General features: G+C 70.1%; 22 protein-coding genes. 11 read left to right on the top strand and 11 right to left on the bottom strand.

All coding sequences use genetic code 11. The features are described 5' to 3' along the window. Positions 1–116 precede the first annotated feature (116 nt). From L3Q65_RS01860 to L3Q65_RS01850, 3 genes are all read right to left on the bottom strand, one after another. Complete coding sequence (locus tag L3Q65_RS01860; protein WP_182890850.1) at positions 117–632, bottom strand: GNAT family N-acetyltransferase; 516 nt, start codon at positions 630–632, stop codon at positions 117–119. Between the two features lie 50 nt (positions 633–682). Further along, the gene (locus L3Q65_RS01855) at positions 683–2,362 is read right to left on the bottom strand and encodes a DUF885 domain-containing protein (RefSeq protein WP_237598655.1); all 1,680 of its coding nucleotides are present in this window, start codon (positions 2,360–2,362) and stop codon (positions 683–685) included. Positions 2,363–2,502: 140 nt separating this feature from the next. Further along, the gene (locus L3Q65_RS01850) at positions 2,503–3,390 is read right to left on the bottom strand and encodes a methylenetetrahydrofolate reductase (protein ID WP_182890852.1); all 888 of its coding nucleotides are present in this window, start codon (positions 3,388–3,390) and stop codon (positions 2,503–2,505) included. A gap of 104 nt (positions 3,391–3,494) precedes the next feature. Between L3Q65_RS01850 and merB the strand changes: the two genes are divergently transcribed. The 4 genes from merB to L3Q65_RS01830 all read left to right on the top strand — a co-directional run bounded on the left by merB (position 3,495) and on the right by L3Q65_RS01830 (position 7,700). After that, positions 3,495–4,139: an organomercurial lyase gene (gene merB / locus L3Q65_RS01845; RefSeq protein ID WP_237598654.1), complete on the top strand. Its 645-nt coding sequence runs from the start codon at positions 3,495–3,497 to the stop codon at positions 4,137–4,139. 71 nt (positions 4,140–4,210) lie between these two features. Then, complete coding sequence (locus tag L3Q65_RS01840) at positions 4,211–5,302, top strand: polyprenyl synthetase family protein (RefSeq protein WP_182890854.1); 1,092 nt, start codon at positions 4,211–4,213, stop codon at positions 5,300–5,302. Next, positions 5,302–6,777 carry a phytoene desaturase family protein gene (gene crtI / locus L3Q65_RS01835; protein ID WP_182890855.1) on the top strand — a complete coding sequence of 492 codons (1,476 nt, stop codon included), beginning with the start codon at positions 5,302–5,304 and terminating at the stop codon, positions 6,775–6,777. The genes L3Q65_RS01840 and crtI overlap by 1 nt, the downstream gene beginning before the upstream one ends. Beyond that, positions 6,774–7,700 (top strand): phytoene/squalene synthase family protein, encoded by a 927-nt coding sequence (locus L3Q65_RS01830; protein ID WP_237598653.1) that lies wholly within the window; start codon positions 6,774–6,776, stop codon positions 7,698–7,700. Before crtI ends, L3Q65_RS01830 begins: the two co-directional genes overlap by 4 nt. Here L3Q65_RS01830 and L3Q65_RS01825 read toward each other — a convergent pair. Further along, a complete protein-coding gene (locus tag L3Q65_RS01825; RefSeq protein WP_182890857.1) occupies positions 7,672–8,100 on the bottom strand; it encodes a pyridoxamine 5'-phosphate oxidase family protein in 429 nt (142 codons plus the stop codon). The genes L3Q65_RS01830 and L3Q65_RS01825 overlap by 29 nt on opposite strands. Positions 8,101–8,105: 5 nt before the next feature. Further along, positions 8,106–8,654: a CGNR zinc finger domain-containing protein gene (locus L3Q65_RS01820; RefSeq protein ID WP_182890858.1), complete on the bottom strand. Its 549-nt coding sequence runs from the start codon at positions 8,652–8,654 to the stop codon at positions 8,106–8,108. Between the two features lie 22 nt (positions 8,655–8,676). Between L3Q65_RS01820 and L3Q65_RS01815 the strand changes: the two genes are divergently transcribed. Then, positions 8,677–9,921: an MFS transporter gene (locus tag L3Q65_RS01815; RefSeq protein ID WP_237598652.1), complete on the top strand. Its 1,245-nt coding sequence runs from the start codon at positions 8,677–8,679 to the stop codon at positions 9,919–9,921. Here the strand turns inward: L3Q65_RS01815 and L3Q65_RS01810 are convergent. The 3 genes from L3Q65_RS01810 to L3Q65_RS01800 all read right to left on the bottom strand — a co-directional run bounded on the left by L3Q65_RS01810 (position 9,806) and on the right by L3Q65_RS01800 (position 13,610). Further along, a complete protein-coding gene (locus tag L3Q65_RS01810) occupies positions 9,806–10,924 on the bottom strand; it encodes a S8 family serine peptidase (protein WP_237598651.1) in 1,119 nt (372 codons plus the stop codon). The genes L3Q65_RS01815 and L3Q65_RS01810 overlap by 116 nt on opposite strands. Then, positions 10,921–13,089 carry a hypothetical protein gene (locus L3Q65_RS01805; RefSeq protein WP_237598650.1) on the bottom strand — a complete coding sequence of 723 codons (2,169 nt, stop codon included), beginning with the start codon at positions 13,087–13,089 and terminating at the stop codon, positions 10,921–10,923. Before L3Q65_RS01805 ends, L3Q65_RS01810 begins: the two co-directional genes overlap by 4 nt. Positions 13,090–13,241: 152 nt before the next feature. Next, entirely contained in the window at positions 13,242–13,610 is a 369-nt protein-coding gene (locus L3Q65_RS01800; protein WP_182890862.1) for a helix-turn-helix domain-containing protein, read from the bottom strand. A 92-nt stretch (positions 13,611–13,702) separates the two neighbouring features. Between L3Q65_RS01800 and pknB the strand changes: the two genes are divergently transcribed. From pknB to L3Q65_RS01775, 5 genes are all read left to right on the top strand, one after another. Continuing rightward, positions 13,703–15,724, top strand: coding sequence for a Stk1 family PASTA domain-containing Ser/Thr kinase (pknB, locus tag L3Q65_RS01795; protein WP_237598649.1), 2,022 nt, complete (start codon positions 13,703–13,705; stop codon positions 15,722–15,724). After that, positions 15,721–15,930 (top strand): hypothetical protein, encoded by a 210-nt coding sequence (locus L3Q65_RS01790; protein ID WP_237598648.1) that lies wholly within the window; start codon positions 15,721–15,723, stop codon positions 15,928–15,930. Before pknB ends, L3Q65_RS01790 begins: the two co-directional genes overlap by 4 nt. A 66-nt stretch (positions 15,931–15,996) precedes the next feature. Next, complete coding sequence (locus L3Q65_RS01785) at positions 15,997–17,472, top strand: flotillin family protein (RefSeq protein WP_182890864.1); 1,476 nt, start codon at positions 15,997–15,999, stop codon at positions 17,470–17,472. After that, positions 17,472–18,176: a hypothetical protein gene (locus L3Q65_RS01780; RefSeq protein ID WP_182890865.1), complete on the top strand. Its 705-nt coding sequence runs from the start codon at positions 17,472–17,474 to the stop codon at positions 18,174–18,176. The genes L3Q65_RS01785 and L3Q65_RS01780 overlap by 1 nt, the downstream gene beginning before the upstream one ends. A 183-nt stretch (positions 18,177–18,359) precedes the next feature. Further along, the gene (locus L3Q65_RS01775; protein ID WP_237601026.1) at positions 18,360–19,574 is read left to right on the top strand and encodes a wax ester/triacylglycerol synthase domain-containing protein; all 1,215 of its coding nucleotides are present in this window, start codon (positions 18,360–18,362) and stop codon (positions 19,572–19,574) included. A 316-nt stretch (positions 19,575–19,890) separates the two neighbouring features. Here the strand turns inward: L3Q65_RS01775 and L3Q65_RS01770 are convergent, their stop codons facing one another. After that, positions 19,891–21,282, bottom strand: coding sequence for a class II 3-deoxy-7-phosphoheptulonate synthase (locus tag L3Q65_RS01770; RefSeq protein ID WP_182890867.1), 1,392 nt, complete (start codon positions 21,280–21,282; stop codon positions 19,891–19,893). Positions 21,283–21,334: 52 nt separating this feature from the next. After that, positions 21,335–24,541 (bottom strand): ATP-binding protein, encoded by a 3,207-nt coding sequence (locus L3Q65_RS01765; RefSeq protein ID WP_237598647.1) that lies wholly within the window; start codon positions 24,539–24,541, stop codon positions 21,335–21,337. Positions 24,542–24,920: 379 nt separating this feature from the next. Here L3Q65_RS01765 and L3Q65_RS01760 point away from each other — a divergent pair, with 379 nt between their 5' ends. Beyond that, positions 24,921–25,808, top strand: coding sequence for an NADP-dependent oxidoreductase (locus L3Q65_RS01760; RefSeq protein ID WP_237598646.1), 888 nt, complete (start codon positions 24,921–24,923; stop codon positions 25,806–25,808). Here the strand turns inward: L3Q65_RS01760 and L3Q65_RS01755 are convergent. Further along, positions 25,805–26,176, bottom strand: a complete 372-nt coding sequence (locus L3Q65_RS01755; protein ID WP_237598645.1) for a MerR family transcriptional regulator — start codon at positions 26,174–26,176, stop codon at positions 25,805–25,807. The genes L3Q65_RS01760 and L3Q65_RS01755 overlap by 4 nt on opposite strands. Position 26,177 lies beyond the last annotated feature (1 nt).

The following is a 26,177-nucleotide window of genomic DNA, read 5'->3' as shown; positions in this document are numbered from 1 at the left end:
GGTTCAGGACGTCATCCGGTGGCCGCGGGCCCGGTTCGGGCGCACGCGGCGAAAACTGCCCCGCTCAGGAGGCTGGTGGTGGGATGACGACGAGAAGCCACTGCACGGGCGGGAGCTTAACCAGAGGCCGGGGAGACGATCAACGGGTTTGCGGCCCAGCGGATCTCGCCGTCCTGCCATTCGCCGGTAGCGGAGAGCCCGATCGCGGCGGCGACGGCGGCGGAGGCCCGGTTTTCCGGGTGGATGTGGGCGATGATCTCGTCCACCGGTCGCTGGTCGAGCCACGCGACAAGTCCGCGCGCGGCTTCGGTGGCGATGCCCCGGCCCTGCCACGGAGTTCCCACCACCCAGGCGATTTCGGCGACAGCGCGGCTGACCGTCGCCTGAACAGTGCCCACAAGGCCGGAATCGCGCAGCCGGATCACCCAGTTCAGCCAGGACACCGCCGGATCGGGCGAGCCCGCGGTCATCCGCTGATAACGCGCGCGGAGAGCCGCCGCCGAGTCGGGAGCACCGCCGATGTACGTGTGCAGGGCCGGATCCGACAGCACCGACGCCATCTCCTCGGCGTGCGAGACGGACAGCGGCAGCAGGTCCAACCGGGTGGTTTCGATGAGCTGAGCGGTAAACATGCGCGGAAGACCCCCGGGCCGGTGCGGAACACCGGCCCGGGAAAGCAGTCTCAGTCCAGTTGCGCCAGCTGCTCGCGCAGGGTGTCCAGCCCCATGCCGCCCATCTGCAGGGCCTTCGTGTGGAACTGCTTGATGTCGAACGCCGACCCCTGCCGCGCACGGGCCTCGTCGCGCGCGGCCAGCCAGAGGCGTTCGCCCAGCTTGTACGCGGGGGCCTGGCCCGGCCAGCCGAGGTAGCGGTCGATCTCGTCGTGGATGTGGGCGTGGTCGGTGATCGTGCGGGTCAGCATGAACTCCAGGCCCAGATCCGGCGTCCAGCGCTCGCCCTCGTGGAATCCGGTGCCCGCCGGGATTTCCAGTTCCAGGTGCATGCCGAGGTCGACCACGACGCGGGCGGCGCGGAAGAGCTGCTCGGACAGCATGCCGAGCAGGTTGCCGTCGTCCGACAGGTAGCCCAGCTCCTCCATGAGGCGTTCCGCGTACAGCGCCCAGCCTTCGCCGTGCGCCGAGATGAACGTCATCAGCCGCTGGTACTTCGTGAGGGTCTCGGCCTGGTTGACCGCGGTCGCGATCTGCAAGTGGTGGCCCGGGACGCCCTCGTGGTAGACCGTCGAAACCTCGCGCCAGGTCGTGAAATCGTTGCGGTCCGCGGGAAGCGACCACCACATCCGGCCGGGACGGCTGAAGTCCTCGCTCGGCCCGGTGTAGTACGCGCCGACGCCGCCGCCGGGCGGGGCGATCTTGCACTCCAGCGCCATCAGCCGGTCCGGGATGTCGAAGTGCTTGCCGCGCAACGACTTCAGCGCGTCGTCGGACAGCTGCTGCATCCACGCCTCGAACTGCGGGCGGCCCTGGATGCGGTAGCGCGGGTCGGCGTCGAGCACCGCCGCGGCTTCCGCCGGCGTCGAACCGGGCTTGATGCGGTTCGCGACCGCGCGCATTTCCGTTTCGAGGCGGGAGAATTCGTGCCAGCCCCACTCGTACGCCTCGCGCAGGTCCAGCTCCGCGCCGATGAAGTAGCGCGACCACAGCCGGTAGGTGTCCTCGCCGACGGCGTCCTTCACCGGGGCCTTCGGGGCCAGTTCGGCGCGCAGGAATCCGGCGAATTCCGCGAACGCCTCGTCCGCGGCTCGCGCGCCCGAGGCCAGGTCGGACTTCAGGGAGTCCACGCCCGCGTCGGCGACCATGCCGGCGAAGAAGCCCGGTCCGTCCTTGAGTCCGGCCCACGTTTCGCACTGCTCGGCGACCTTCGAGACCTGCCGCAGGGCGGAAACCCGCCCCTTGTCGGCCGAGGCCAGCAGCGACGCGCGGACCCCGGCCAGCGCCTCGGGCACCTTCGGCAGCCGGGCCGCGACGTTCGCCCAGTCGTCCGGGGTGTCGGTCGGCATGAGGTCGAAGACCATCCGCAGGCCCTGCACCGGGCTCTCGATCACGTTGAGCGAGGCCGCGTCGAGACCCGCGTCGTGGATCTCCAGCTCGAGACCGATCCGCTCGGTGAACACGGCCTTCGCGACCCGCTCCCCCGCGTCCGCCGGTTCCGCGGCGGTCACCGCGGCCAGCGCGCGCCGCGCCAGGTCCGCGCGGGCGTCGTGGCCCGTGGGCGAATAGTCGGTCAGCTGGTCGTCGTAGCCCGCGACGCCGAGCATGGTGGCCGCGACCGGGTCCACGGCCACGTAATCGTCGACGTACCGGTCGCAGATCTCCGGAACGCTCTGTTCGGTGGAAGCCATGTCCGGCACGCTACCGGCCGGACCTGGCCGCGGCCCACAGAGTACTGTGCCGATCGTTGCTAATCCGACCACAGCCACGGCCTAATGGCTTCGCAGCAACGGTTACGTGCGGGGTGGGGGTCGGCCTGCTTTTGGTCGGATTAGTAAGTGCGGGCGGGCACCAGCCCGAGCCGGGTGACCACCTCGCGCGTCGCCTTGGACCGGTTGAAGGTGTAGAAGTGCAGGTCGGGCACGCCTTCGGCGATCAGTTTCTCGCACAGTTCGGTGACCCAGTCGATCCCCGCCGCGCGGAACGCCTTGGGGTCGTCGGAGAACGGTTCGAGCCGGTCCAGCAGCCGCTGCGACGCGGGAGCGCCGGAGAGCTTGATCGTGGTGTGCAGCGTGCGCAGAGTGGTCAGCGGCATGATGCCGGGCAGCACGAGCGCGTCGCAGCCCGCGGCGGCGACCCGGTCGCGCAGCCGCAGGAAGTCCTCCGCCTCGAAAAACAGCTGCGCGATCGCGAAATCGGCTCCCGCGCGGAATTTGCGGACCAGGTGCTTCGTGTCCGATTCCAGGTCCGCCGAACGCGGGTGGCCGTACGGGAAGGCCGAGACGCCGACGCAGAAGTCGCCGAGCGAGCGGACCAGTCCGACCAGTTCCTCGGCGTAGGTGAGGCCCTCGGGATGCGGAACCCAGTCGCCGTAGACGTCGCCGGGCGGGTCGCCGCGCAGCGCGAGGATGTTGCGCACGCCGACCGCCGCGTACCAGCCGATCACGTTCCGCAGTTCGGCCACCGAATGGTCGACCGCCGTCAGGTGGGCCATCGGGCAGAGCGTGGTTTCGGTGGCGACGCGGGCGATGCTGCGGATGGTGCCGTCGCGGCTCGAACCGCCCGCGCCGTAGGTGATCGACATGTACGCCGGGTCCAGCGGTTCCAGCTCGCGGATGGCCTTCCACAGGACGGCCTCGTCGGCCTCGTCGCGGGGCGGGAAGAACTCGACGGAGAACGCGGGCCCGTCCCCCCGCAGCCTTTCGATCACCGACGTCATGGAGTGAAATGGTAGTGGCTCGCCGCGACGCGCGGCAGAGCTGACGGGTGGGCTTGGCCACGCGCGTACCGTCAGTGGGCGAACCCTCCCGGGGAGGCGAGCCCATGAGCAGTGAAGACGATCTGGCCTGGGACGAAGACGTGCGCGTGGCCGTCTACCGCGCGTTCTCCTCCCGCGGCCGCCCGCCCACCGCGCCCGAGCTGGCGGACGCCGCGCACGGGTCGCTCGCGGTGGCGAAACAGGCGTTGCACCGGATGGCCGACCCGAGATGGCTGTGGCTGGACGAATGCGAGCACGTGGCGCTGGCCGCGCCGTTCGCGGCGGTCCCGCTCGGGTTCGCGGTGATGGGCGAGCACACCATGTGGTGGGGCGGCTGCGCTTGGGATTCGTTCGCGATCCCGCACCTCGTCTCGGGCGAGCCCGAGGTGCTGGTGGCGACGCGCTGTCCCGGCTGCGGGGAGCCGTCCGCGCTGGTCGTGCGGCGGGACCGGCCGCCGAGCGGCACGCAGGTCGCCTACTTCCCGGCCTCGCCCGAGCAGCTCGCGGGCGACCGGGGCAAGCAGCGGCTGTACTGTGCCGAGTCCTGTGTGGACAGTCCGGGCGAGCTGCTCGGGCTCGACGCGCTGTGGCACCTCGCGAAGGACTGGTACGAAGGCTGTCTCGAACCCGGCTACCGGCCGCGCGGACCGGCCGAGGCAGCGGAGTACTTCGCGGCGAGCGGGCGTCCTGACGCGTTCCGGAGCGGCTGAGCGCGTCTGGTGCGCCACATCCGGGGGCGCCCGGCGTGACCCCGGCCGCCCTCGTCCCGGAGGATGAGGGCATGGACGCGCCCGGATTCGACGCCGACCTCCCCGCGCACGTGGAGCGTGCGCTGGCCGATTTCCTCGGCCGGGCGGGGAGCGAGATCCTGCGCACCGAGCCGAGCGTCGCGGCCGGGATCGAGGCGCTGTCCGGTTTCGTGCTGGGCGGCGGCAAGCGGATCCGGCCGACCTTCGCCTGGTGGGGCTGGCGCGGCGCGGGCGGCGCGGCGTCCGGTCCGCTCGCCGAGGGCGCGCTGCAGGCGGTGGCGAGCCTGGAGCTGATCCAGGCGTGCGCGCTGATCCACGACGACCTCATCGACTCCTCGGACTCGCGCCGCGGCAGGCCGACCGTGCACGTGGCCGCCGAGAAACTGCACGCCGACCGGGGCTGGCTCGGTTCGCCGTCGGTGTTCGGGCTGGCCAGCGCGGTGCTGGTGGGCGATCTGGCGCTGGCCTGGGCCGACGACATGTTCGCCGACGCCCCGCTGCCCGCGGAGACGATCGCGGCGGCTCGGCCCGCCTGGCGCGCGATGCGCACCGAGGTGCTCGCCGGGCAGTACCTCGACGTCCGCACGCAGGCCGTCGGCGACGCTTCGCCCGAGGCCGCGCTGCGGATCGACCGGCTCAAGACCGCCGCGTACACCGTCCAGCGGCCGCTGCACCTCGGCGCCTCGCTCGCCGGGGCGGACGACCGGCTGATCGCCACCCTGCTGGAGTTCGGCGGCGACGTCGGCGTGGCGTTCCAGCTGCGCGACGACCTGCTCGGCGTGTTCGGCGACCCGTCGGTGACCGGCAAGCCCGCCGGGGACGACCTGCGCGAGGGCAAACGCACCCTGCTCGTGGCGCTCGGCCTGCAGCTCGCCGCGGAGAAGGGCGACCACACCGCGGCCAAGGCGATCGCCGACGCGATCGGGGCCGCCGACCTGACCAACGGCACCGTGGACCAGGTGCGCGAGGCGCTGACCTCGGTCGGCGCGGTCGCCGCGGTGGAGCGCCGGATCGACGAGCTGACCGCCTCCGCGAACGCCGCGCTCGACCGCGCGCACCTCGCCGAGCCCGCTCCGTCCGCGCTCGCCGAGCTGATCCGTCTGGCTACCCAGCGGAAGTTCTGATGCGGACGGTGAACGGGCCCGCCGACCACGTCGTGGTCGTCGGCGCCGGGCTGGCCGGGCTCTCGGCGACGCTGCACCTGCTCGGCGCGGGACGGCGGGTGACGCTGCTGGAGCAGCAGAAGATGCCCGGCGGACGAGCCGGCCAGCAGGACTTCGGCGCGAACGCGGTCGACACCGGGGCCAGCGTGCTCACCATGCCGGAACTGGTGGACGAAGCACTGCACGCGGTCGGCGAGTCGCTGGCCGACACAGTGCCGCTGACCAGGCTCGATCCGGCGTACCGGGCTCGTTTCGCCGATGGCAGCACGCTCGCCGTGCACACCGACGGCGAGGCGATGGAAGCCGAGATCCGGTCGTTCGCCGGTCCGGCCGAGGCGGACGGCTACCGGCGGCTGCGACGGTGGCTCACCGACCTGTACGCGGCACAGAAGGACCACTTCATCGGGGCGAACTTCGATTCGCCCCTGGATCTTGTCCGGCCGGAACTCGGGAAGCTCGCGGCGCTGGGCGGCTTCGGTCGGCTGGGGCCGCGCGTCTCCAGCTTCTTGCGCGACGAGCGCGTACGGCGGCTCTTCTCCTTCCAAGCGCTGTACGCGGGTCTCGATCCGACGCGCGCGCTCGGCGCGTACGGCGTCATCGCGTACATGGACACTGTCGGCGGCGTCTACTACCCGCGCGGCGGCATGGGCGCGATCGCCCGCGCGATGTCCGACGCTGCGACACGCGCTGGTGCCGAACTGCGGTTCGGCACGGAAGCCGCGTGGCTTGAGCGAGTGTCGTCCCGCGTACGCGCTGTACGCACGCGCTCGGGCGAGCGTATTGAGTGTGACGCCGTGGTGCTCGCGACAGAACTTTCAGCGGCGTACCGGCTGATCGGCGCGCGTCCGCGGCGTGTGCTGCCGTTGAAGTACTCGCCATCGGCGTTCGTGCTGCACGGGCACGCGGACCGTTCATGGCCGGAACTGGACCACCACACGATTTTCTTCGGCCAGGCGTGGGAGCGCACCTTCGCCGAGATCGTCCGCGAGGGCAAGCTGATGAGTGATCCGTCGCTGCTGGTCACGCGCCCGACCGCGACCGAGCCGACACTCGCGGGCGACGGCGGCGAGATCATTTCCGTGCTCGCTCCGGCCCCGAACCTGAACACCGGCCCGATCGACTGGGCGCGCGTCGGCCCGGCTTATCGCGAAGAACTGTTGCGGACGCTCGAATCGCGCGGGCTCACCGGGTTCCGTGACGAGTACATTGTGGACGAACAGCTGACTCCGGCCGACTGGGCCGCGCGCGGGTTGGCCGCCGGGACCCCGTTCTCGCTCGCGCACACCTTCCCGCAAACTGGTCCGTTCCGACCGGCGAACCTGGTGCGGGCGGCGGAAAACGTGGTGCTCGCCGGATGCGGGACGACGCCGGGTGTCGGCATCCCGCCGGTGCTGATCTCCGGACGGCTCGCCGCGGAACGGATCACCGGCCGGTGAGCGAGCTCGACGCGGCCGGCATCGCCGAGCCCGCGCTGCGTGCCGCCTACACGGAGTGCCGGCGCATCAACGCGCACCACGGCCGCACGTTTTTCCTTGCCACGCGGCTGCTTCCGGCGCGTGCGCGGCCGGCCGCGCACGCGTTGTACGGCTTCGCGCGGATGGCCGACGAACTGGTCGACAACCCCGAGCCCGGCACCGATCCGGCGGTCGCGCTGGACAAGGTCGCCGGGCTGGTCGACGAGGTTTACGACGGGCGGGCACCGGTCGATCCGGTGCTGGCCGCCCTTGCGGATACGGTGCGCCGCTATGACATCCGCCGCGATCTCGTCGACGCGTTCCTGCATTCCATGCGGATGGACCTGACGGTCGCGGAGTACGCGACTTACGCCGACCTCGGTGAGTACATCTACGGTTCGGCCTGCGTGATCGGGCTGCAGATGCTGCCGGTGTTCGGGACCGTCGGGCCGCTGGAGGAAGCTGCGCCGAGTGCGGCGGCGTTGGGGGAAGCGTTTCAGCTGACCAATTTCCTGCGGGATGTCGGCGAGGATCTCGACCGCGGGCGGTTGTATCTGCCTGCCGAGGAGCTGGCGGCGTTCGGAGTGGACCGCGAGAGGTTGCTCGACGCGCGTCGGCAGGACCGTTCGGATCCTCGGGTGCGGGCGGCGCTGGCGGTGGCGGTTTCGCGGACGCGTGCGGTGTATCGGCGGGCTGAGGAGGGGATTTCGTTGCTGCGGCCGGAATCCCGGCCGTGCGTGCGGACGGCGATCACGTTGTACGAAGGCATTTTGGACGAGATCGAAGCGATGGACTACGCCGTGCTCAACCGCCGCGCGGCAGTGGGCAAGGGGCGACGGGTCGCGGTCGCGGTGTCCGCGCTGGCGCAGCGTGGGCTCAGTGCCAGACCGGGACGCCCTCGCTGACTCGGGCCGGTTCGACGCTGGCGTCGTAGGAGCGCAGCCAATCCGGGGTCAGGCGAATGAGCGCGAAGTCCTCGTCGAGGGCTCGGGAGCCCGGGAACTGCTCCAGGTACACCTGGCCTGCATCGCGGCGGGCAGTGCCGGATTCGATGGCTGCTTCGCCTTCGACCTGGAGCGAAACCGTGCCGGTGCAGCCGATTACCGCAGCGGCGCGCGGATGTGCTCGGAGGTTGGCCACCTTTCGAGCGGTGCGGTGAGCGTTGAACAGCAGCGATCCGTCTGGGGCGATGGCGAAGCTGACCAGGGCAGCTTCGGGGTGGCCGTTCGAAGCAGTGGTGGCGACGACGCCTAGCGGGTTGGCTCGGACGAAGCTCGTGAAGTCCGCCAGGGAAAGAATCTCCATGCCGGTCAGGTTAGCCGGGCCCGGTGGGCGGCGACTCGTTCCCTTGTGGCGCAACGGGAAGAGCAGTACCGGCGTGGGCTGCCGCCGCCTAGGTGGGCGAAGGGTTTCCCGCACGACGGCGACGCGCACAGACCGCCGGGGACGCTTTGGCGGTCGGCGAGCAGGGTGGCCAACGCCAGCGCGGAGGACGTGATCAGCCAGGCGCCCCATGGGCCGTCGTCGGATGCGTCGACGTGGAGGTGCCAGCCGAAGGTGTCGTCGTGTGCGGTCAGGCGCGGAGGTCCCGCGTAGGCGGTGAACAGCGCGTTCAGCACCTCGGCGGCCGACGCGGCGTCTGGCGCGGCGAAGACCTCTCTTAGCTCCAGCGCAGCGGCGCGCAGCTCGGCTACCTCGCGCGCGGAGAGCTGGGGTTGTGGTTCTCCGTGCGCGACCAGTACTGCGGCTACCGAATCCGGCGAAGGGTCCGCCGTCAACAGCACGTCGAGCAGCGCTACGGCACGGCGAACAGCGTCCCGGGCGGAGCGGCCCGCGGAATCCGGCTGCGTTCCAGGCATACACCACTGTAACATCTTGTCTATGTCAAGCCGTTACAGGTTCGCGGCGTATCTCACCGGGGCCACTGCCGCGCGCACTGGGGACGAGTTGTCCGGTCCGGCGGTGCTGCTGCTGGGCGTGGGTGCTTCGGGGGCCGTCGCGGGGTCGGCGTTGCTGGCCGGGCTCACGGTCGCGGCGGCGATGGGCGGGCCGTTGCTGGGCGCGGTGCTCGACCGGTCACGCATGCCTGGCCGGATCCTCGCGGTCGGGCTGGTCGGGTATGCAGTGGGGCTGACAGCCATCACAGTGCTTTTCGGGGCGGTGCCGTTTGCGCTGGTAGTAGCGATTGCGGTGGTGACGGGGCTGCTGGCGCCAGCGATCGGCGGCGGGTGGACGGCGCAGGTGCCCGCGCTCGTACCGGCAGCGAAGCTCGGCAAGGCGAGCACGCTTGACGCGATGACGTTCACCGCGGCAGCTCTGGTCGGACCGGGACTTGCGGGAGTGCTCGCCACGACAGCGGGGGCTCCGGCAGCAGTGGTTCTCGCGGGCGTGTTCGTGCTGGTTGCGGTGCCGTTCGCATGGCGGCTTCCCCGGAGTGCCGAAAAACAGCGGCCGCGATTCCGTGAAGCAGCGACCGTTCTCGTGCGCAATCCCGCGCTGCGGCAGTCCACCGCGACCTCGACGTTGTCGTGCGTCGGGATCGGGATGGCGTTCGTCTGCTATCCGCTGGTCGGCGCGCAGCGGCTGGGCAGCGCGGGGTACGGGACGTTGTTGCTCGTCGGGTTGTCAGTCGCGTCGTTGCTGGCGAACGCAGTCCTTTCGCGACGGTCGTATTCGCCGGACCGCGCGGTGCGGTTGAGCACCATCGCGATCGGTATTGGGCTTGCCGGGGCGGCGGTGGCACCGAATGCAGCGCTGCTGGTAGCGGCGGTTGCGCTCACGGGGGTCGGCGAAGGACCGCAACTGGCGTCGTTGTTCGCGGTTCGGCATCGGGAGGCACCGCCGGAAATGCGGGCGCAGGTGTTCACCACCGCGGCAAGCATCAAGATCGCCGGGATAGCGCTGGGGAACGCGGTGGCCGGGCCGTTGGCCGCCTGCTCCCCCGCCGCCGGATTGGCCGCGGCGGCGGGGACGCAGGTGGTCGCGGCGGTCGCGCATCCGTTGTGGACGGTCAGAAAGCAGCCAGTCCGTCCGGAGTTCCGTTCCCGGTCGGGCCGTCGTAGCCCGGCACACCAGTGCACAGGTAGTCGCCGCCGCAGTCTTCGAAGCCGACGTTGTTTCCGCTGACGACGTCGTTGAGCTGCCCCGAGTACAACCGCGAAGCGTCCGGATACCGGTCGTGGTGTCCGGCCAGCGCGATGACTCCCGCGATGAGCGGCGCCGACGCGCTGGTCCCGCCGACTACTCGCCAGCCGGACAGGACTGTGGTCTCGTAAACGGCGGGCCCAGTGGCGGGATCGGCTACCGCGGCGACGTCGGCGACGGTCCGGCCGGGACAGTTCGGATCCTTCTGCCACGACGGTTTCGCCACCCAGGCCGAACATCCGCTCGACGCGCCGGTCCACACCGATTCGGTCCAGCCGCGTTCGTTGTCCGCTTTGGACAGCGACGTGCCGCCGACCGCGATGACGCTCGCGTACACCGCGGGCGCGCTGGGTGCGTCGAATCCGCCGTCGCCGCTCGACGCGACGATTGCGACGCCGGGGTGCTGATAGTGCGCGGCGAACTCGGCCGACCAGTGGCTTTCCGGAGCGCCGTAGCTGTTCGACACGATCGTCGCGCCGAGTTTCACGGCGGTGTCCACGGAGGCGCCGAGTGCTTCGAACGACGCGTCATCGCCTTCTACCAGCAGGATCTTGCACTGGGAGCAGGCGGCGGAGGCCATGTCGAGATCCAGCGCGGTCTCCACCGGCCAGTCGCCTTGCCGCGGCGGGAGTGGCGTCGCATCCCCGTTCTGGTTGACTTTGCGGAAGCAGCCATTCGCCGTGGTGCAGGGCGGGAGGCCGTAGGTTTGTCGATATACCGCCAGATCCGCTTCGGCGGTCGGGGCGTCGCCAGCGTCGACGATGGCGATCGTTTCGGCAGCGCCGCCGGTGTCCGGAAGGCGGTAGGCGGAACGCAGGTCAGCGGGGCTGTAGCCGGTGGCGCGCAAGGCAGACCGACTGTCCACTTTGGCATAGCAGCGGGCGAACCCCGGAGCAGCGGGACCGCAGACGTCCCGTGGGGCGGCGGACGCGACGGACGGGACGAGCGCACCGAGGAGAACCAGCACAGCCAGGACGCGTTTCATCGCTCGGCCTTCCCTACGGTGTAGGCGTTGCTGATCGTTTGAGTGATCGCGTTGCCCGCGAGATCCCGCGCGGTTACCTTCAGCGAGGGCGAAGTACCGGCCGGCGGATTCCGCCAGACCGCTGCGTATTCGCCGAAGAGACCGAAGACCTGCGCGGGCTGCCAGGTGGCCCCGTTGTCGACGGACACCGAAACCGTCGCCGAGGTGATCGGCGAATGCGAACCGGCACCGCTGTAGGACGCGTGGCCGACGTGCAGTTCGAGCACCTGTACCGGTGAGGACGACGTCGTGGAGAGATCGGAAGCCAGCCGGTAGTCGACGGTCAGCGCACCGAGGATCCGGCACGGCTGCGCCGGATCGCTGGCCCGGCAGCGATGCGGGTTCGGCAACGCGGCACCCGCGGCCGGGTCGTACTGCAGGGTCAGTTCGGTGCGCAGCTTTCCGGCTTGGCTGACGCCGGGGACAGCGGTCCGGTCGACGTCCAGTACGCCGCGGAAGGTCGCGCGCGTCTTCGGCACCTCGACCGACGCGCCGTAGGCACCGGCCTGATCGAAGACCTGCTGCTCGTCGCGGTACAAGGTAAAATGCAGCCGCGGGGCGTAGAACAACGGGATCGCGGTGTGGTCCGGCACGCTGTCCCGCAATTCCGGGATGGCGACCGAAACGGTGCCGCCGGAGTAGCAGGCCTCGCACTGCCGGTCCCGCCGCCACTGGCCGAGACCGGCGGACAGCGGGCCGCGGGACCAGTCGACGGTCGTGGTGCTGCCCGGCCGATAAGGGTGCGGATCGGCGGTCATCAGCTGATACGAAGAGCCTTTTTGTTCGTACTGCACCCATTCCTTGGTGTGCGAGGTGCCGAGGTAGTCGGTCAGCACCCCGGGAGCGGGGACGAAGAAGCCGCTCGCGCCGAGGCCGTGCCGCTGGATCACCGGGTCGACCGGGCCGCTGTCGATCGCGACCGGCATCTTGTCCGCGGGATCGGCGTACATCCGGTCGCGGACCGTCGCGAGTTCGCTGTCCTCAGTGGAAAACGACTGATTCTCGGAGATGCCTTCGGTGGCGAAGGAAAGATCGACGCGGTACCGGTCTTCGGGCTTGGGCGCTTTGCCGCCCCATTGCACGACGTAGTGCAACAGGCCCTGATCCGGCTTCGCCACCGGCCGCACGTACTGTTTGGTCCTGCTGCCCGCGATGCCGATGGCGAATCCGCGGCCGGTGGAGTCCTCGCGGAAGAAATTGGCGGTGAGCAAGTCCTGCGTCGTCGACTTCGGCGCGGCCACCTTGACCTCGGCGGTCGCGTACTTCTCCTCGACGGTCAGGGTCTGCACGTCCGGCGAATCGCCGACGACGAAGCCCTCGAGCCACGACGTCCGCGTGGCGACCACGCTTCCCGTGCTGTCGAAGTCGGAGAAGGTCGCGGACGCGGCGTAGCGCCCCTCGGGAACCGCGATCCGGGTGACGCCGTCGACGTCGACGTGCCGCAGCAGCTTGGCCGAGGAATCGGTGTTGATCAGCGAGACGATGCCGTTGACCGAGCGGCCCCGCAGATCGGCGAGGCGGAGTTCGAGGATCTTCATCGGGTAGCGCGGCTGCTGTTCGCGGGGCGCACCGGCCAGCCGGATCGTCGCGGGCAGCGCGCTGCTGCCGGCCGGACGTCCGGCGGACGCGTCGTCCGCGAGGCGTCGGTGCAGGTCAGCGGTGAATTCGGCGGCGGAAGCGAGGTACCCGGTCGCGGTGTTCCCAGCGGACGAGGTGAGCGTGATGCCGGGCAGCGCCGCCGGGGCCGCGCCGGCCGGGAAGGTGACCTCCAGCGGCGTGTTCCCGGGCTGCGTCCGCGCCAGCGCGGTGACGTCGAACAGTGCTTTGTCCAGCTTTCCGAGAAACGGAACGGCGTCGCTCGGAATGACGTAACGGTCGCCGCCGTCGGCTTGATACGACTGAAAAGCGGTGCGCGGCGGCGACGAAAGGGCGTAATTCGTAGCGCCATTCGGTCCCGGGAAAACCGTGACCCGGTCCCCCGTCACCAGCGTCACTTCCCGCGCTCGCGGCGCCGCTGCGAAGGGCACGGTCTCGGCGACCGCAGGCGGTGGCAGCAAAGCGGAACCGCCCAGCACCAGGACGGCCGACACGAGCGCGCGGCGTCTTCCGGAAACCCGTCCTCCCATGCCCGATGCTCCTCTCCAGCATGCGGCCGAGCAGGATTTTCAGGACGGTTCACGACGATGGACCGAGCGAATTGACCGCGTCAACGGAAAACGCGGTTTCTGTCCGGACGGGCAATTGTTGTCAGCCCGCCGGCGAGCAATGCGGGAAGGAGCTAGAACGCCATCGCCTGCGCGCGCCGCTTCACCTCGGTGCCGTGGCTGGTGCGCAGCGCGTTGATCGGCGTGCTGCCCGGCAGCGTGTCGTCGGCGGTGAAGAGCCAGCGCAGCATCTCGGTGCGGCTGAACCCGGAGTCGGCGAGCACGGTGATGGTGCCGCCCAGTCCCTTGACGACGCCGTCCTTCACGAAGAAATCGCCGGGCACGCAGAGTTCGCCCTTGCGCCGGACAGCGATCAATTCGCCGTCCCGCAGCATCTGGCGCACCTTGTTGGCCGACACGCCCAATGCGGCCGCCACCTCCGGCAACGGCTTGACCGCGACCGCGGCGTCGAGGATGTCGTCGGCGACAGGAATCCCACTCACACGTGACACTGTGCCACATTCCCCCGTCCGGACCACTGCTACGCACGGGTGACCCGCCCCGGCACGCGCGGCCTTCCGTACGATTGCCCACCGTGACGCGCACCCAGCCCAGCCTCGTCGGCACCCTGCTCGAACGCCGGTACCGCGTTGACCAGCTGCTGGCCAGGGGCGGGATGTCGGCCGTCTACCGGGGCCTCGACACCCGTCTCGACCGGGCGGTGGCGATCAAGATCATGGATCCCCGGTTCGCCGACGACCGGTCGTTCGTCGACCGGTTCGTGCGCGAAGCGCGTTCGGCCGCCCAGTTGCACCACCCGAACGTGGTAGCCGTGCACGACCAGGGCTTCGACACCCCGGCGGGCCAGGACTCCGGCCTCGCCTTCCTGGTGATGGAGCTGGTCAACGGCGGCACGCTGCGCGATCTGCTGGACGAACAGGGCCAGCTGGACGTCTCGCTCGCGCTGAGCGTCGCGGAGCCGGTGCTGGCCGCGCTGGCCGCCGCGCACGCCGCCGGGCTGGTGCACCGCGACGTCAAGCCCGAGAACGTGCTGATCGGCCGCAGCGGGCAGCTGGCGGGCGGCGTGGTCAAGGTCGGCGACTTCGGCCTGGTCCGCGCGGTGGCCAGCGCGGGCACCACCAGCTCCAGCGTCATTCTCGGCACCGTCGGCTACCTGGCCCCCGAACAGGTCGCCACCGGCGACACCACGGCCCGCAGCGACGTCTATTCGGCGGGCATCCTGCTGTACGAGATGCTCACCGGCCGGCTGCCCTACACCGGCGACACCGCGATCTCGGTCGCCTACCGGCACGTGAACGACGACGTCCCCCGGCCGAGCGAGCTGCGGCCGGACCTGCCGCCGGTGCTCGACGACCTGATCCTGCGCGCCACCCGCCGCGATCCGGAGCAGCGCCCGGCCGACGGAGGCGAGTTCCTGGCCCAGCTGCAGGCCGCGCGCGCCGAACTGGGGCTGCAGCCGGTCGCGGTGCCGGTGCCTCCGCCGCCCGACGGCGACCGGGTGTCGGACGTCGAACGCACCCTCCCGAACATCCCGGCCGTCCAGCAGAACGTCCCGCTGGGCCAGCAGACCATGCCGGTCTCCGGACCTCGCGGCACGCGCGCCATGACCCGCGCCGTGCCCGCGTCGCCGCCCCCTCCGGCACCGCCGCGCGCCGCGCCCGCCGCCGCGCCGGACGAGCCGCGAAAGCCGCGGGACAAGCGCAAACTGATCGCGCTCGCGGTCGCCGGGGTCCTGGTCCTCGGCGGGCTGATCGGCGCGTTCGCGTTCATCCTCAGCGATTCCAAGGTCACGACCACGACGGTGCCGAAGCTCGCCGGGCTGACCCAGGCCGAAGCGGGCGACCAGTTGCGCGCGGCGAAGCTGAACCCGCGCTACAGCCAGGAGTTCGACAACACGGTCGAGGCCAACAAGGTCATCAAGGTGGATCCGGCCCCTGGCACCACGCTCGACCAGGACGCCACCGTGTCCGTCGTGGTGTCGAAGGGCAAGCCGAAGGTGCCGAACATCCAGGTCGGCACCGCGCTCGACACGGCGGCGAAGGCGATCCAGGAGCAGAAGCTCACGGTCGTCCAGGGCACGCCGGAATACAGCGACACCGCGCCGCAAGGCACCGTCGTGAGCGTGAGCCCGGCGGCGGGCACGCCGGTGGACGTCGGCGGCCAGGTCACGCTGGTGCTGTCCAAGGGGCCGGAACCGCTTCCGCCGGTCCCGGACGTCACCGGGCGGTCGAAGGACGAGGCGTTCCAGATCCTCAAGCAGGCCGGATTCCAGCCGCAGGACGGCGGCGAGGAGTTCTCGCAGACCGTGCCCGCGGGGGCGGTCACCCGCACCGACCCGGGCGCGGGTTCGCCGGGGACCAAGAAGGTCAAGGTCTACGTCTCGAACGCGGTGCAGGTCCCGGACGTCCGGTACCGCCCGTTCGACCAGGCCGCGGACCTGCTCAAACAAGCCGGGCTCGACGTCGACCGCAAGGGCGGCGACGGCAACGGCCACGGGCACGGCGGCGGCTTCAGCTTCGTGCTGGAGCAGGACCCGGCCCCCGGCTCGTTCGTGCCCAAGGGCACCAAGGTCAAGATCCGGGGGTTCGGCGGATGATCGGCAGCCGCGGCCGGGTGACCGGCACCGTCGGGCCGGGGCTGATCGGCGAGGTGCTGCTCAGCGTCCGCGGCGGCACCGAGGCCTTCTACGCCTATCCCGCCGACCCGGACACCAGTTTCCCCGTCGGTACACCCGTTCTGGTGGTCGATTTCGAGCCTCCGCGCACGGTCTACGTGGAAAGGTGGCAACCGTTGCGCGCTTGACCGCGTCGCAGTGCTGACGGCGCCTCAGCGCCGTGCCAGCTGAATACGGAAAGTGCGGCGAGGGCTATGGAAATCTGGGTCATCGTGGTGATCGCGGTCGTGGCCGTGATCCTGCTGTTCGGGCTCCTGCGGATCCTGTACAAGGTCGCGGAGCCGAACGAGGCGCTCATCATCTCCGGCTGGGGCGTCCGGGTCGAGCGCACCGAGACCGCCGACAGCCTCGGGTTCAAGATCGTCACCGGCCGCGGCGTGAACGTGCTGCCGGGCTTCCAGACCGCGCGCAGGCTGTCGCTGGACACCCGAGGGGTGAACCTGCAGGTCTCGTGCGTGACGAAACAGGGTCTGCCGGTCACCGTGCGCGCGGTCGTGATCTACAAGGTCGGCGACGATTTCGCCTCGATCGCGAACGCCGCCCGCCGGTTCCTCGACCAGCAGAAGGGCATGAACGACACCATCCACGAGCTGTTCTCCGGCCACCTGCGGTCGATCGTGGGCGGGCTGACCATCGAGGAGATGATCCACAACCGCGACGCGCTGACCGGCGAGGTCCGCCAGTCGTCGGCCACCGAGATGATCAAGCTCGGGCTGATCGTGGACTCGCTGCAGATCCAGGAGATCGACGACGAGTCCGGCTACATCGTCAACCTCGGCAAACCGCACGCGGCCGCGATCGCCGCCGCCGCGCGGATCGCCGAGGCCCAGCGCGACCAGGAGGCCACCGAGGCCGAGCAGGTCGCCGCCGCGCGCAAGGCGGGCGCGATCCGGGAAAGCCAGATCCAGCAGGCCGGGTACCAGGCCGAGGTGGACCAGGCCAAGGCGAAGGCGAGCCAGTCCGGTCCGCTGGCCGAGGCGACCGCGCGCCAGGAGGTCGTGGTCCAGGAGACCAGGGCCGCCGAACTCGAGGCGGCACTGTCCGAGCAGCGGCTGCAGTCGCAGGTCCGCAAACCGGCCGACGCGAAGGCGTACGAAACGCGCACCACCGCCGACGCGGAACGCGACGCGCAAATCGCCCGCGCGCAGGCACAGGCGAAGGAAACCGAACTGCGGGCGGGCGCGGACGCGACCCGGGTCAAGACCGCGGCGGACGCCGAAGCGCAGGCCACGAAGGCACGCGCGGAAGCCAGCGCGAGTGCGACGAAAGCCACTGGCGAGGCCGAAGCGGCGGCGGCCAAGGCGAAGGGGCTCGCGGACGCCGAAGCGGCGAAAGCCAAAGGTCTGGCCGAAGCCGAGGCGGCGAAAGCGAAGGGACTCGCCGAGGCCGAGTCGATCAAGGCGCGCGCGGCCGCACTGGCGGAGAACCAGGAGGCTGTGGTAGCACAACAGCTGGCCGAGCGCTGGCCGGAAATCGTCGAAGCCGGCGCACAGGCCTTCGGCAATGTCGACCACATGGTGGTCCTGAACGGCGCGGACGGGATGTCGGACATGTTCACCAAGGCGCTCTCCCTCGGCGGCACGGGCCTCGGCCTCGCCCGCCAGCTGATGGACGCCATGGGCCCCAAGCAGTCCGGTTCCGACGGCGGCCTCGCCCCTCGCGAGGACTGATGAGCTTCTTCACGGACGGTCCTCGCGAGCGACCCCTGTTCCCGGTCCGGGAACGGGAGCTGTTCGGCTACGAGGGCCGTCCGTGGACCGGCCCGCCCGCCGACCACATCGTGCCCGCGCTGGTGCCGTGGGCGACGCCGCTGGGCCGGTCCGAGCGCACCATCGTGGCGCTGCGCGCGGTCGAGGTGTGGCCGGAGGCGATGACGCTGCGGATCGCGGTGTATTCGCGCGACCGCATGGACGGCGCGCCGCTGATCGGCCACCGGCGCATCCCGGACTACAACTCGCTGCTGGTCGGCGTGCTGTTCCCGGACGGCGGCCGGGCCAGTTCCGAAACCGTTTCGGTGCCGAGCGCGGGCGAACCGCACGAGCCGGTGCTGCGCGTCGAGGAAGGCAGCGGCTCGGAGTTCCGCTACGAGCATCCGGTGTTCGTGTGGCCGCTGCCCAGCGCCGGTCCGCTGAAGGTGATCGTGCAGTGGCTCGACCGCGAGATCGCCGAAACGCACACCAAACTCGACGGCGGCCGGCTGCGCGCTGCCGCGCTTGAAGCCGGCGAGCTGTGGCCGGGGCTGCCGAAGCGGCCGGGCAACGGCGTCGCGATGCGCCAGATCGCCGCCGAGGTGAACGACGCCGCCGCCGGTCCGGGTCCGGCCGCCGGACCAGGACTGCCGCAGCGGCAGCCTCGGCGCGCCACGGGCGAGTGAAATCCCGGGGAATTAGCGTCCTGGAAACATAACGGCCGTCCGCCGGTCATACCCGAGTAGTGTCGTGACATTCGCCCTCGACATTCGCACCCGACGCCGGACGTTGGAAGGTGGACCATGGCACCTGCCCCGCTCAGCTCGCTCGATGTCGCTTTTCTTTGCCTCTCCAGGGAAACCGCGCCGATGCAGATGGGCGCGGCCCTGGTTTTCGCGCCGGACGGACCGGTGGATCCGGACCGGCTGACCGCGCTGCTCGCGCGCCGGGCGGCGAATATTCCGCCGCTGCGCCGGAAAATCCGCGCGGGACTGTTCCCGCCCGGGTCCGCGACCTGGGTGGACGACCCGGATTTCCGGGCAGTGAAACACATTCGCCACCACCGGCTGACCGCGCTGTACGACCCGGACCCGCTGCCGGAGTTCGCGGCGAGGTGGATCGCCGAACCTCTTGACCCGCACCGTCCGTTGTGGGAACTCACTGTGGTGACAGGTTTTCCGGACGGAAGCTTCGCGGTGCTGCTCAAACTCCACCACGCGCTGACCGACGGAGCGGGCGCGTACGCCGTGACGGTAGGACTCCTAGACGGATTGCCGATCCCCGAGCCCGCGCCGGCGATTCCACAGCCGCGTTCGCCGATGAGCGCGGTGCGGGATACGTTGGAGACAGCGGGAATCGCGTCGTCTGTGGTCCGGGCGGCGCGTCCGCCGTGCCTGCCGCTGGCCGCACCCGCCACCGCCGAACGGCGCCTCGGTTTCGCCCGGCTGGCGTCGGCCGATCTTCGCCGGATCCGGCGAACGCACGGCGGGACCACGAACGACGTGGTGCTCGCGGTGCTTTCCGGCGCCTTGCGCGAATGGCTTATCAACCGCGGCATTCGCGCGACGGGACGGTCGCTGCGCGCGCTGATTCCCGTGAGTGTGCGCGGGAGAGCGGCCGGGCAATGGGGCGGGAACAAGCTTTCCGGCTATTTGTGCGATCTGCCGATCGGAATGGACGATCCGGTGCGGCGGCTGACCGAGGTGCGCGCCGCGATGACGCGCAACAAAGCCGCCGGCCCTTCACGCGGAGCCGGGGCGTTTCCGCTGCTGGCCGACCGGATGCCCGCGGCACTGCACCGGCTCGGGACGCGAACCGCGGGGCTGGCCGCGCCGCTGCTGTTCGATCTGGTGGTGACGACCGTGCCGGTGCCGCCCGCCCGGCACGCGCTCGACGGTGCGCCCCTGACGGAGGTCTATCCGTTCGTGCCGCTGGCTCCGCATCAGGCGGTGGGCATCGCGGTGGCGCCCTATCGCGACAGTGTCCACATCGGACTGCAGGCGAACGCGGACGCGGTGGCGGATCTTGGCTCCCTGCGCGACGCGGTGGCCAAATCGGCGGCGGAACTGCTCGACGCCTCGTGAGCGGTACGCCGCGGCTTCGGGTTGTGCGCGGTCTAGCGCCCCAATGCGGCATTGGGTGCGCTCAACGCACCGAACGCCACATTGGGTGCATCTGACGCACCCAATGCCACATTGGGGTTTCTCAGCAGTGCCGGGTGCGGCGGTGCTGGCCAGAGGATGTGGAGCACCGGCTGGGCCGATGGGCCGCGCGGCGCCGTCCCCGCGAAGGCATCGCGTGCCGGTCCCTGCGACCGGGGGGGGCGAGAGCCCCCCACCCGCTACTGGGAAACCAGCCCGGTGTCCGCTCCAACCGGGATCAGCACTCTCGGTCGGAAGGTCAGCCGCGCAGCATCTCCGCGACCAGGAAGGCCAGCTCCAGCGACTGCTGGGTGTTGAGCCGGGGGTCGCAGGCGGTCTCGTAGCGGCCGGAGAGGTCGACGTCGGAGATTTCCTGTGCCCCGCCGAGGCATTCGGTGACGTCCTCGCCGGTCAGCTCGACGTGGATGCCGCCGGGATAGGTGCCGAGCTTGCGGTGCACCTCGAAGAAGCCCTGGACCTCGTCGACGATGCGGTCGAAGTGCCGGGTCTTGTAGCCGGTGGACGATTCGTGCGTGTTGCCGTGCATCGGGTCGCACTGCCAGATGACCTTGTGCCCGGACGATTCGACCTTCTCCACGATCGCGGGCAGCACCTCGCGGACCTTGCCGTTGCCCATCCGGGAGATCAGCGTGAGCCTGCCCGGTTCGTTGCGCGGGTCGAGCCGCTCGACGTACTCCAGTGCCTGCTCGGGCGTGGTCGTCGGGCCGATCTTGAGCCCGATCGGGTTCGACAGCAGTTCGGCGAACGCGATGTGCGCGCCGTCGAGCTGCCGGGTGCGCTCGCCGATCCACAGGAAGTGCGAGGACAGGTTGTACAGCTTCGGGTTCGCCGCGTCGGCCTGGTCCAGCCGCAGCATCGCCCGCTCGTAGTCGAGCAGCAGCGCCTCGTGGCTGGCGAAGATCTCGGTGTACTGCAGGGAGGTGTCGGTGACGCCGCAGGCGTTCATGAACCGCAGGCCGCGGTCGATCTCGGCGGCGAGCGCCTCGTACCGCTCCCCCGCGGGCGACGAGGACACGAAGTCCTTGTTCCAGTCGTGCACCTGGTGCAGGTCGGCCATGCCGGCCCCGGTGAGCGCGCGGACCAGGTTCATCGCCGCGCCCGCGTTCGCGTAGGCGCGGATCATCCGGCCCGGGTCCGGCACCCGCAGCTCCGGCTTGGCGACGAGCGAGTTGATGATGTCGCCGCGGTAGACCGGCAGCCCGAGCGCGTCGGTGCCGGACGAGCGCGGTTTCGCGTACTGGCCCGCGATCCGGCCGACCTTCACCACCGGCAGGCTGGCCCCGTAGGTGAGCACGACGGCCATCTGCAGCAGCGTGCGCAGATTCGCCCGGATGTGCGGTTCGGTGTTGGACTCGAACGTCTCCGCGCAGTCGCCGCCCTGCAGCAGGAAGGCTTCTCCGCGGGCCACCATGGCGAGCCGGCTCTTCAACCGGTCGATCTCGGCGGGCACGGTGATCGGCGGCACGCTCTCCAGCACGCCCCGCACCCGCTTGGCGAGCGCGGCGTCCGGCCACTCCGGCTGCTGCGCGGCGGGCAGCGACAAGGCGGTGTCGAGGCGGTCCCGCAGCTCAGGAGGCAACGGCGGCAGCTCGGGAAGAGTGTCTACGGGAACGTCGACTGTCCAGTTCACGCGTCTCAGGATAGGGTCTGCCCGCTGTGACCGGGCCGGTGGGCGGCGAGGGTCACGCGTCCGGGGCGTCTTCCCGGTAGAGAGCGCCGAATCGGTCGGCCATCGCCACTACACCGGCAAGATCGTCCGCGTCGAGTGCGGGCACGACGACCGACCAGTGGTCGAGGCTGACCGCCTTGGCGAGGATACGCCGTCGTTCAGCAGGATTGGCGTGGCGCGCCAGCTCGACGAGGACGGCGGCCCGATCTGCTGGCCTGCGAAGCAATTCCGCTTTCGCCAGGGCCCGCGGGAGGTCATGGGTGGCGACGCCCCGCAGAAACGCTTGAAAAGGACTCCTTGAGTCGTGCCGGCTGTACCGGTCCGGCCGATCGGCGATGCTCTCGGCCAGGTCCACCCACTCTCCCGCGGCCAGTTCTTCGACGGCCCTGGCGAGCACGTCCTCACGCTGGTCCTGGGGCACCAACTCGCAGAGCTGAAGGGCAAGATTGTCTTCGCCGCGCATAGCAAGCTCAGCCACACCGTCGAGCATCCCGGTGGGTTCGAACTCCTTCTCCTGTCTGCACCAGACAAACGTTTCGGAGATCTCCTGGGGCTGCCCCACCGCACACATCATCGCCACGCACGCGCTCGGATCTTGCTCCGCCCGCTTCCGGAACGAATCGATCCAGGCACGGACATCCGCAGCGAGTCCGGCGAGCGCGTCGGTGTCGCCCGCTCTGCGGAGGCGCCTGGCGAGCACCAGCAACGGAGTCCGCGCTTTGTCCGCTCTCCCCAGCCCGACGATCAGTTTCCTCGCGACCGTGCAGTCACACTCGGCCGCCACGAAGTCCAGGAAAGCGGCCAGCTCCGGGCCGTCGAATCTCGCCAGCTGCACCAGCGGCGCGAGCACCTCCGCCCTGCGGATGTCTCGCGTAGCCACGACCGCGCCGATCAGAGCTTTGATCCCGTTCAGCAGACGTTTCCCAGGCACAGGCCGCCGGGCCAGTTCCTCGGCCTGGGCCGCGGCCAGCCGAGCGCTGGGCAGATCGCCCGCACGCAACGCACCGCGGGCCAGTCCGCCGAGATTGTGCAAGACCGCTTGATAGCTTCCCGCCTCCGACTCCGGCCCAGGCCGGGTCGCCCACGCGAATGCGTTAGCCGCGTCGCCTTGCTCCGCCAGCGCCCTGACGTAGCGCATAGTGGCTTCCAGCTTCCAGGCAGAGGACATCGCTCCGAGCACGGCCGGGATCCCGGACAACCGGCTGGTGGCGATCAATGCGTCGACCACCTCCAGCAGCCGCTCGTTCTGTTCTCTCGAGCCGCCGGCTTCGGCCACATCCGCGACTTCCTCGAGCGGGTCGTCGGACGCGCGCAGCCAAGATGCTTGCTCCAAGCTCTCGATGAGCACGCCTAGACCAAATCTCTCCGCCAGCTCACGGGCCCGGATGGAACGGCCGCACCAGTAGTAGGTCTCAATCAGGTCTCCGAGCAGGGGCTCCGACGACTGCCGTGCCGAGTCGATCGCGGCGTGGAAGCGCTCGGCTGCCTCCGGATCTGTCGCGACAACCATCCGGCCCAGCCCAGACAACGTCCGGTTGCGAAGAGCGTCGTCCGCGATCGACAGGGCGAGACGCCCCGCGCGGTCGTGATCCGGTTCAGAGCCAGCCAGTGCCAGGTAAGCCTCCGCTTGGCTGCGCAGGTCGGGACTAAGCCCGGCCATTTGTGCCACCGCTGCGGACGCCGCCGCAGGCTGTCGCGCCCGCGCGAGTGCGATCGGGATCGCTACCTGAAGTTCGTCCTTGTCGAGCTGGCTCGACGACAAACCGTCGTTCGCCAATTGCTGGGCCAGTCCCACCTGGCCGGTGCGGGCGAGCGCTCCGGTCAGCTCGATCAGCGCGCCATCGCGCAGCACAGGATCAGTCATCGCTTTGACCAGTGCGACGGCAGGCTCAGGCCGACCGCTCTCGGCCCACACAGCTGGCAGCCAACTCGGCGTCCGGAGGTTCCGGTCGTGCAGGTCCTCTCGGTGGAAATCGATTGCGATCAGGCGGACTAGCTCAGGGGCATCTCCTTCAAGAAGCCCCGCCCGGGCTTGGTCCAGCTCCGCCAACGCCGCCAGATCATTGCCTGACACTTCCAGCAGCCGCGTGTGCCTGCCGGGTTCGGCGGCCAAGTCCGCCAGCGCGGCAGAGTCTCCGGATTCCTGCACCAGCCGGAAATAACCGCGCAGCAGGAACTGCGGAGTGTCGGCCGGCCAGCCGGCGTCGCGGTAACGACGCGCCCAGGCATTTATGGTTGATCGATGCCGCGCGAGCATCTCCTGCCCAAGCTCTTCTTCTGCTTCACGCTGCAGGTTCTCGTGGCCCAGCACATAGATGTCAGGAGCTTCAGCTGAGCGCCACTGCGCAGGGCGGCGAGAAAACGAGCGGCTCGCCACGCTGTTGAGCGCCCTCCCGACGGCTCTCACAGGTTGTCCGGTCAGCTCCGCCAAGTCCCGGCAGGAAAGACCGCCGCGCGCCGCCACCAACAGGCCCAGCAATACGGCTTCCCCGGCGAGCAAATCGTCCAGTTCGCGCTCCATGTCCGCGCGAGCTGCGCGGGCAGCTGCCGACGGGGCGAGGAGCCGCCCGATCCCCGGGTCGCGCAGCGGGTGGTCCGCCCCGACATCGCTCGGGACATCCGGGTTCAATCGGCTCGCAACGATGACCCGCAGGCCGTGGCACGGCACCGGGAGCAGCGCAGCGATGCTGCGCCCGGCCGCGCTGCGATCTTCATCCAACCCGTCGACCACCACCACGAGCCGCTCGTCGCGGGTTCGGCAGTGCGCGGCCGCGTCTTTGAATACGGCCGGCAGGTTCCGTACCGCCGGGTCTTTTGCCACGCCCAGGATTTCCGCTAGTTGCTCCTGTACGACGTCGAGGAACGCGTCCGCCGTGTCGTCTCCGACCGAGCGAGCGGTGACAAAGAACGAGACGATTCGCACCCCGGCAGGCGGGTTCAGCACGAAAGTCGACATCAGCGCCGATTTCCCGGTCCAGGGTTCGGCCCGAAACCACACATAGTCCGGCCCCTCGGGAACGGTGCAGAATCGTGCCAGCTCAGCCAGTTCCGGCTCCCGGCCGATGAGGTTCATCGGCGCGATCTGCCGCACCCATTCCAGGTACCGGGAACGGGCGGGCGGGGTCCCGGCATAGCTGACTGAATCGGCGTGGCCTACCTGCACGACGTTGCCCGTGACCGAGCCCAGGACCTGGTTCGTGATCTGCACGTCATCGTCCACCTGGAGCCCCCTCCGACGATTCAGCTTCTCATGCGTCCTGGATCGAGAGAACGAAAACCGTGCACCGGCGTGCCGGGCCAGAAGCGAGCGACCACCGCACCGCGGGCGGCAGCGTGCTTAGGGGCACCGGGGCAGGCGCGCCTGGAGATCAAGACGTGCCCGATGAATGAGCCGTTCCCACACTGGATTCGTCGGCCGGCGTGAAATGCCGGGACCTCAGTGCCCAGGGTGGAAACGGCCACTCACCCAAATGAACTGGCCTCGGTGGACCGAGTTGACCGGGTCACAACAACTGGAACTTGACATCAATGTCAGCGAATAGCGTCGAACTGTCCTCGAGCCGGCCGCCGGCGCTGGACGGTGAAGGAGGGACAAGCGAATGAGCACTGTCTTGGGATACCGGGCGTTCGGCGCGGCCGACGTCCAGGAGTACTACGACCGGCCGGACCCGGCACCCGGTCCCGCTGAGGTTCTGGTCCGGGTCGCGGCCGCGGGGGTGAATCCGCTCGATCATCTGCTGCGGTCCGGCCATGTCCCCGATTTGAACGGGCATCTGCCGTTTCCCCAGGTCATCGGGATGGAGGCGGCGGGGACGGTGCTCGCCGTGGGCGAGGACGCGACCGGGCTGGAAGTCGGCGACCGGGTCACCGGGTTCGCGTTGACCGGGGCGGGCACGTACGCGGAAACGACCCTGCTGCTCGGCGAATCCACCGCGCGCATTCCGGATTCCCTGCCGTGGACCTGGGCGGCGACCATCCCCGTCGCGGGCACCACGGCGCTGGACGTGCTCGACCAGCTCGACCTGCCGAAGGGCGCGTCGCTGCTGGTGAACGGAATCGGCGGCGGGGTCGGCATCGCGGTGGCCCAGCTCGCGCGGGACCGGGGGCTCGTCGTGACCGGTACGGGCAGCGCGGCCAAGCGGGAACTCGCGACGAAGTACGGCGCGGCGTTCGTCGACTACACGGCAGGCAGCGTCGTGGGCAGTTTCGACGCCGTGGTCGACACCGTCGGCGGTCAGTCTTTGCGCGACGTCGCGTCGTTGGGGAAGAAGCTTGTCGCCGCCGGGGATCCGTCGGTGACCGAACTCGGCGGCGAGTTCGTCCGTCGTCGCCTCGACCGGACGAGCTTGGAGCGGGTCGCCGAGTTGATGGCCCAGGGGCGGCTCGATCCGCACATCACCGGGACTTATCCGCTCGCGCGGGCGCAGGAAGCGTTGGCGCTCGTCGAGTCCCGGCACGCGTCGGGCAAGCTAGTCATCAGCATCTAGCACGAGACGTCTTCGCCCTGCCGGTATCGGGTGTTCGCCTCGATCAGCACGTCCAGTGCGTCGCGGGCATCGGCGAGCCGGGCGATGTCGGCGGTCAGCCGGTCCCGCTCCCCCACCATGGTGGTGAAAGCGTCTTCGATGACGGCCGCGTCGTCGCTGTGCACACAGGGCAGCAGCCGGGCGATCACCTTGCTGGGCAAGCCCGCGCCGAACAACCGGCGGACGAGTTCGACCCGCTCGACCTCGGTCGCCAGGTACTGCCGCTGCCCGCCCGCGGACCGCGTGCTGCGCACCAGGCCCTGCTGTTCGTAGTACCGCAGCGAGCGGGCGCTGACCCCGGTCTTCCGGGCTAATTCGCCGATCCGCACA

It is taken from the genome of Amycolatopsis sp. FU40 (assembly GCF_021903635.1).
In the GTDB taxonomy this organism is placed as follows: domain Bacteria; phylum Actinomycetota; class Actinomycetes; order Mycobacteriales; family Pseudonocardiaceae; genus Amycolatopsis; species Amycolatopsis dendrobii.
Note: the sequence above shows the minus strand (reverse complement) of the source record. Positions and strands in the feature narration are given on the sequence as shown.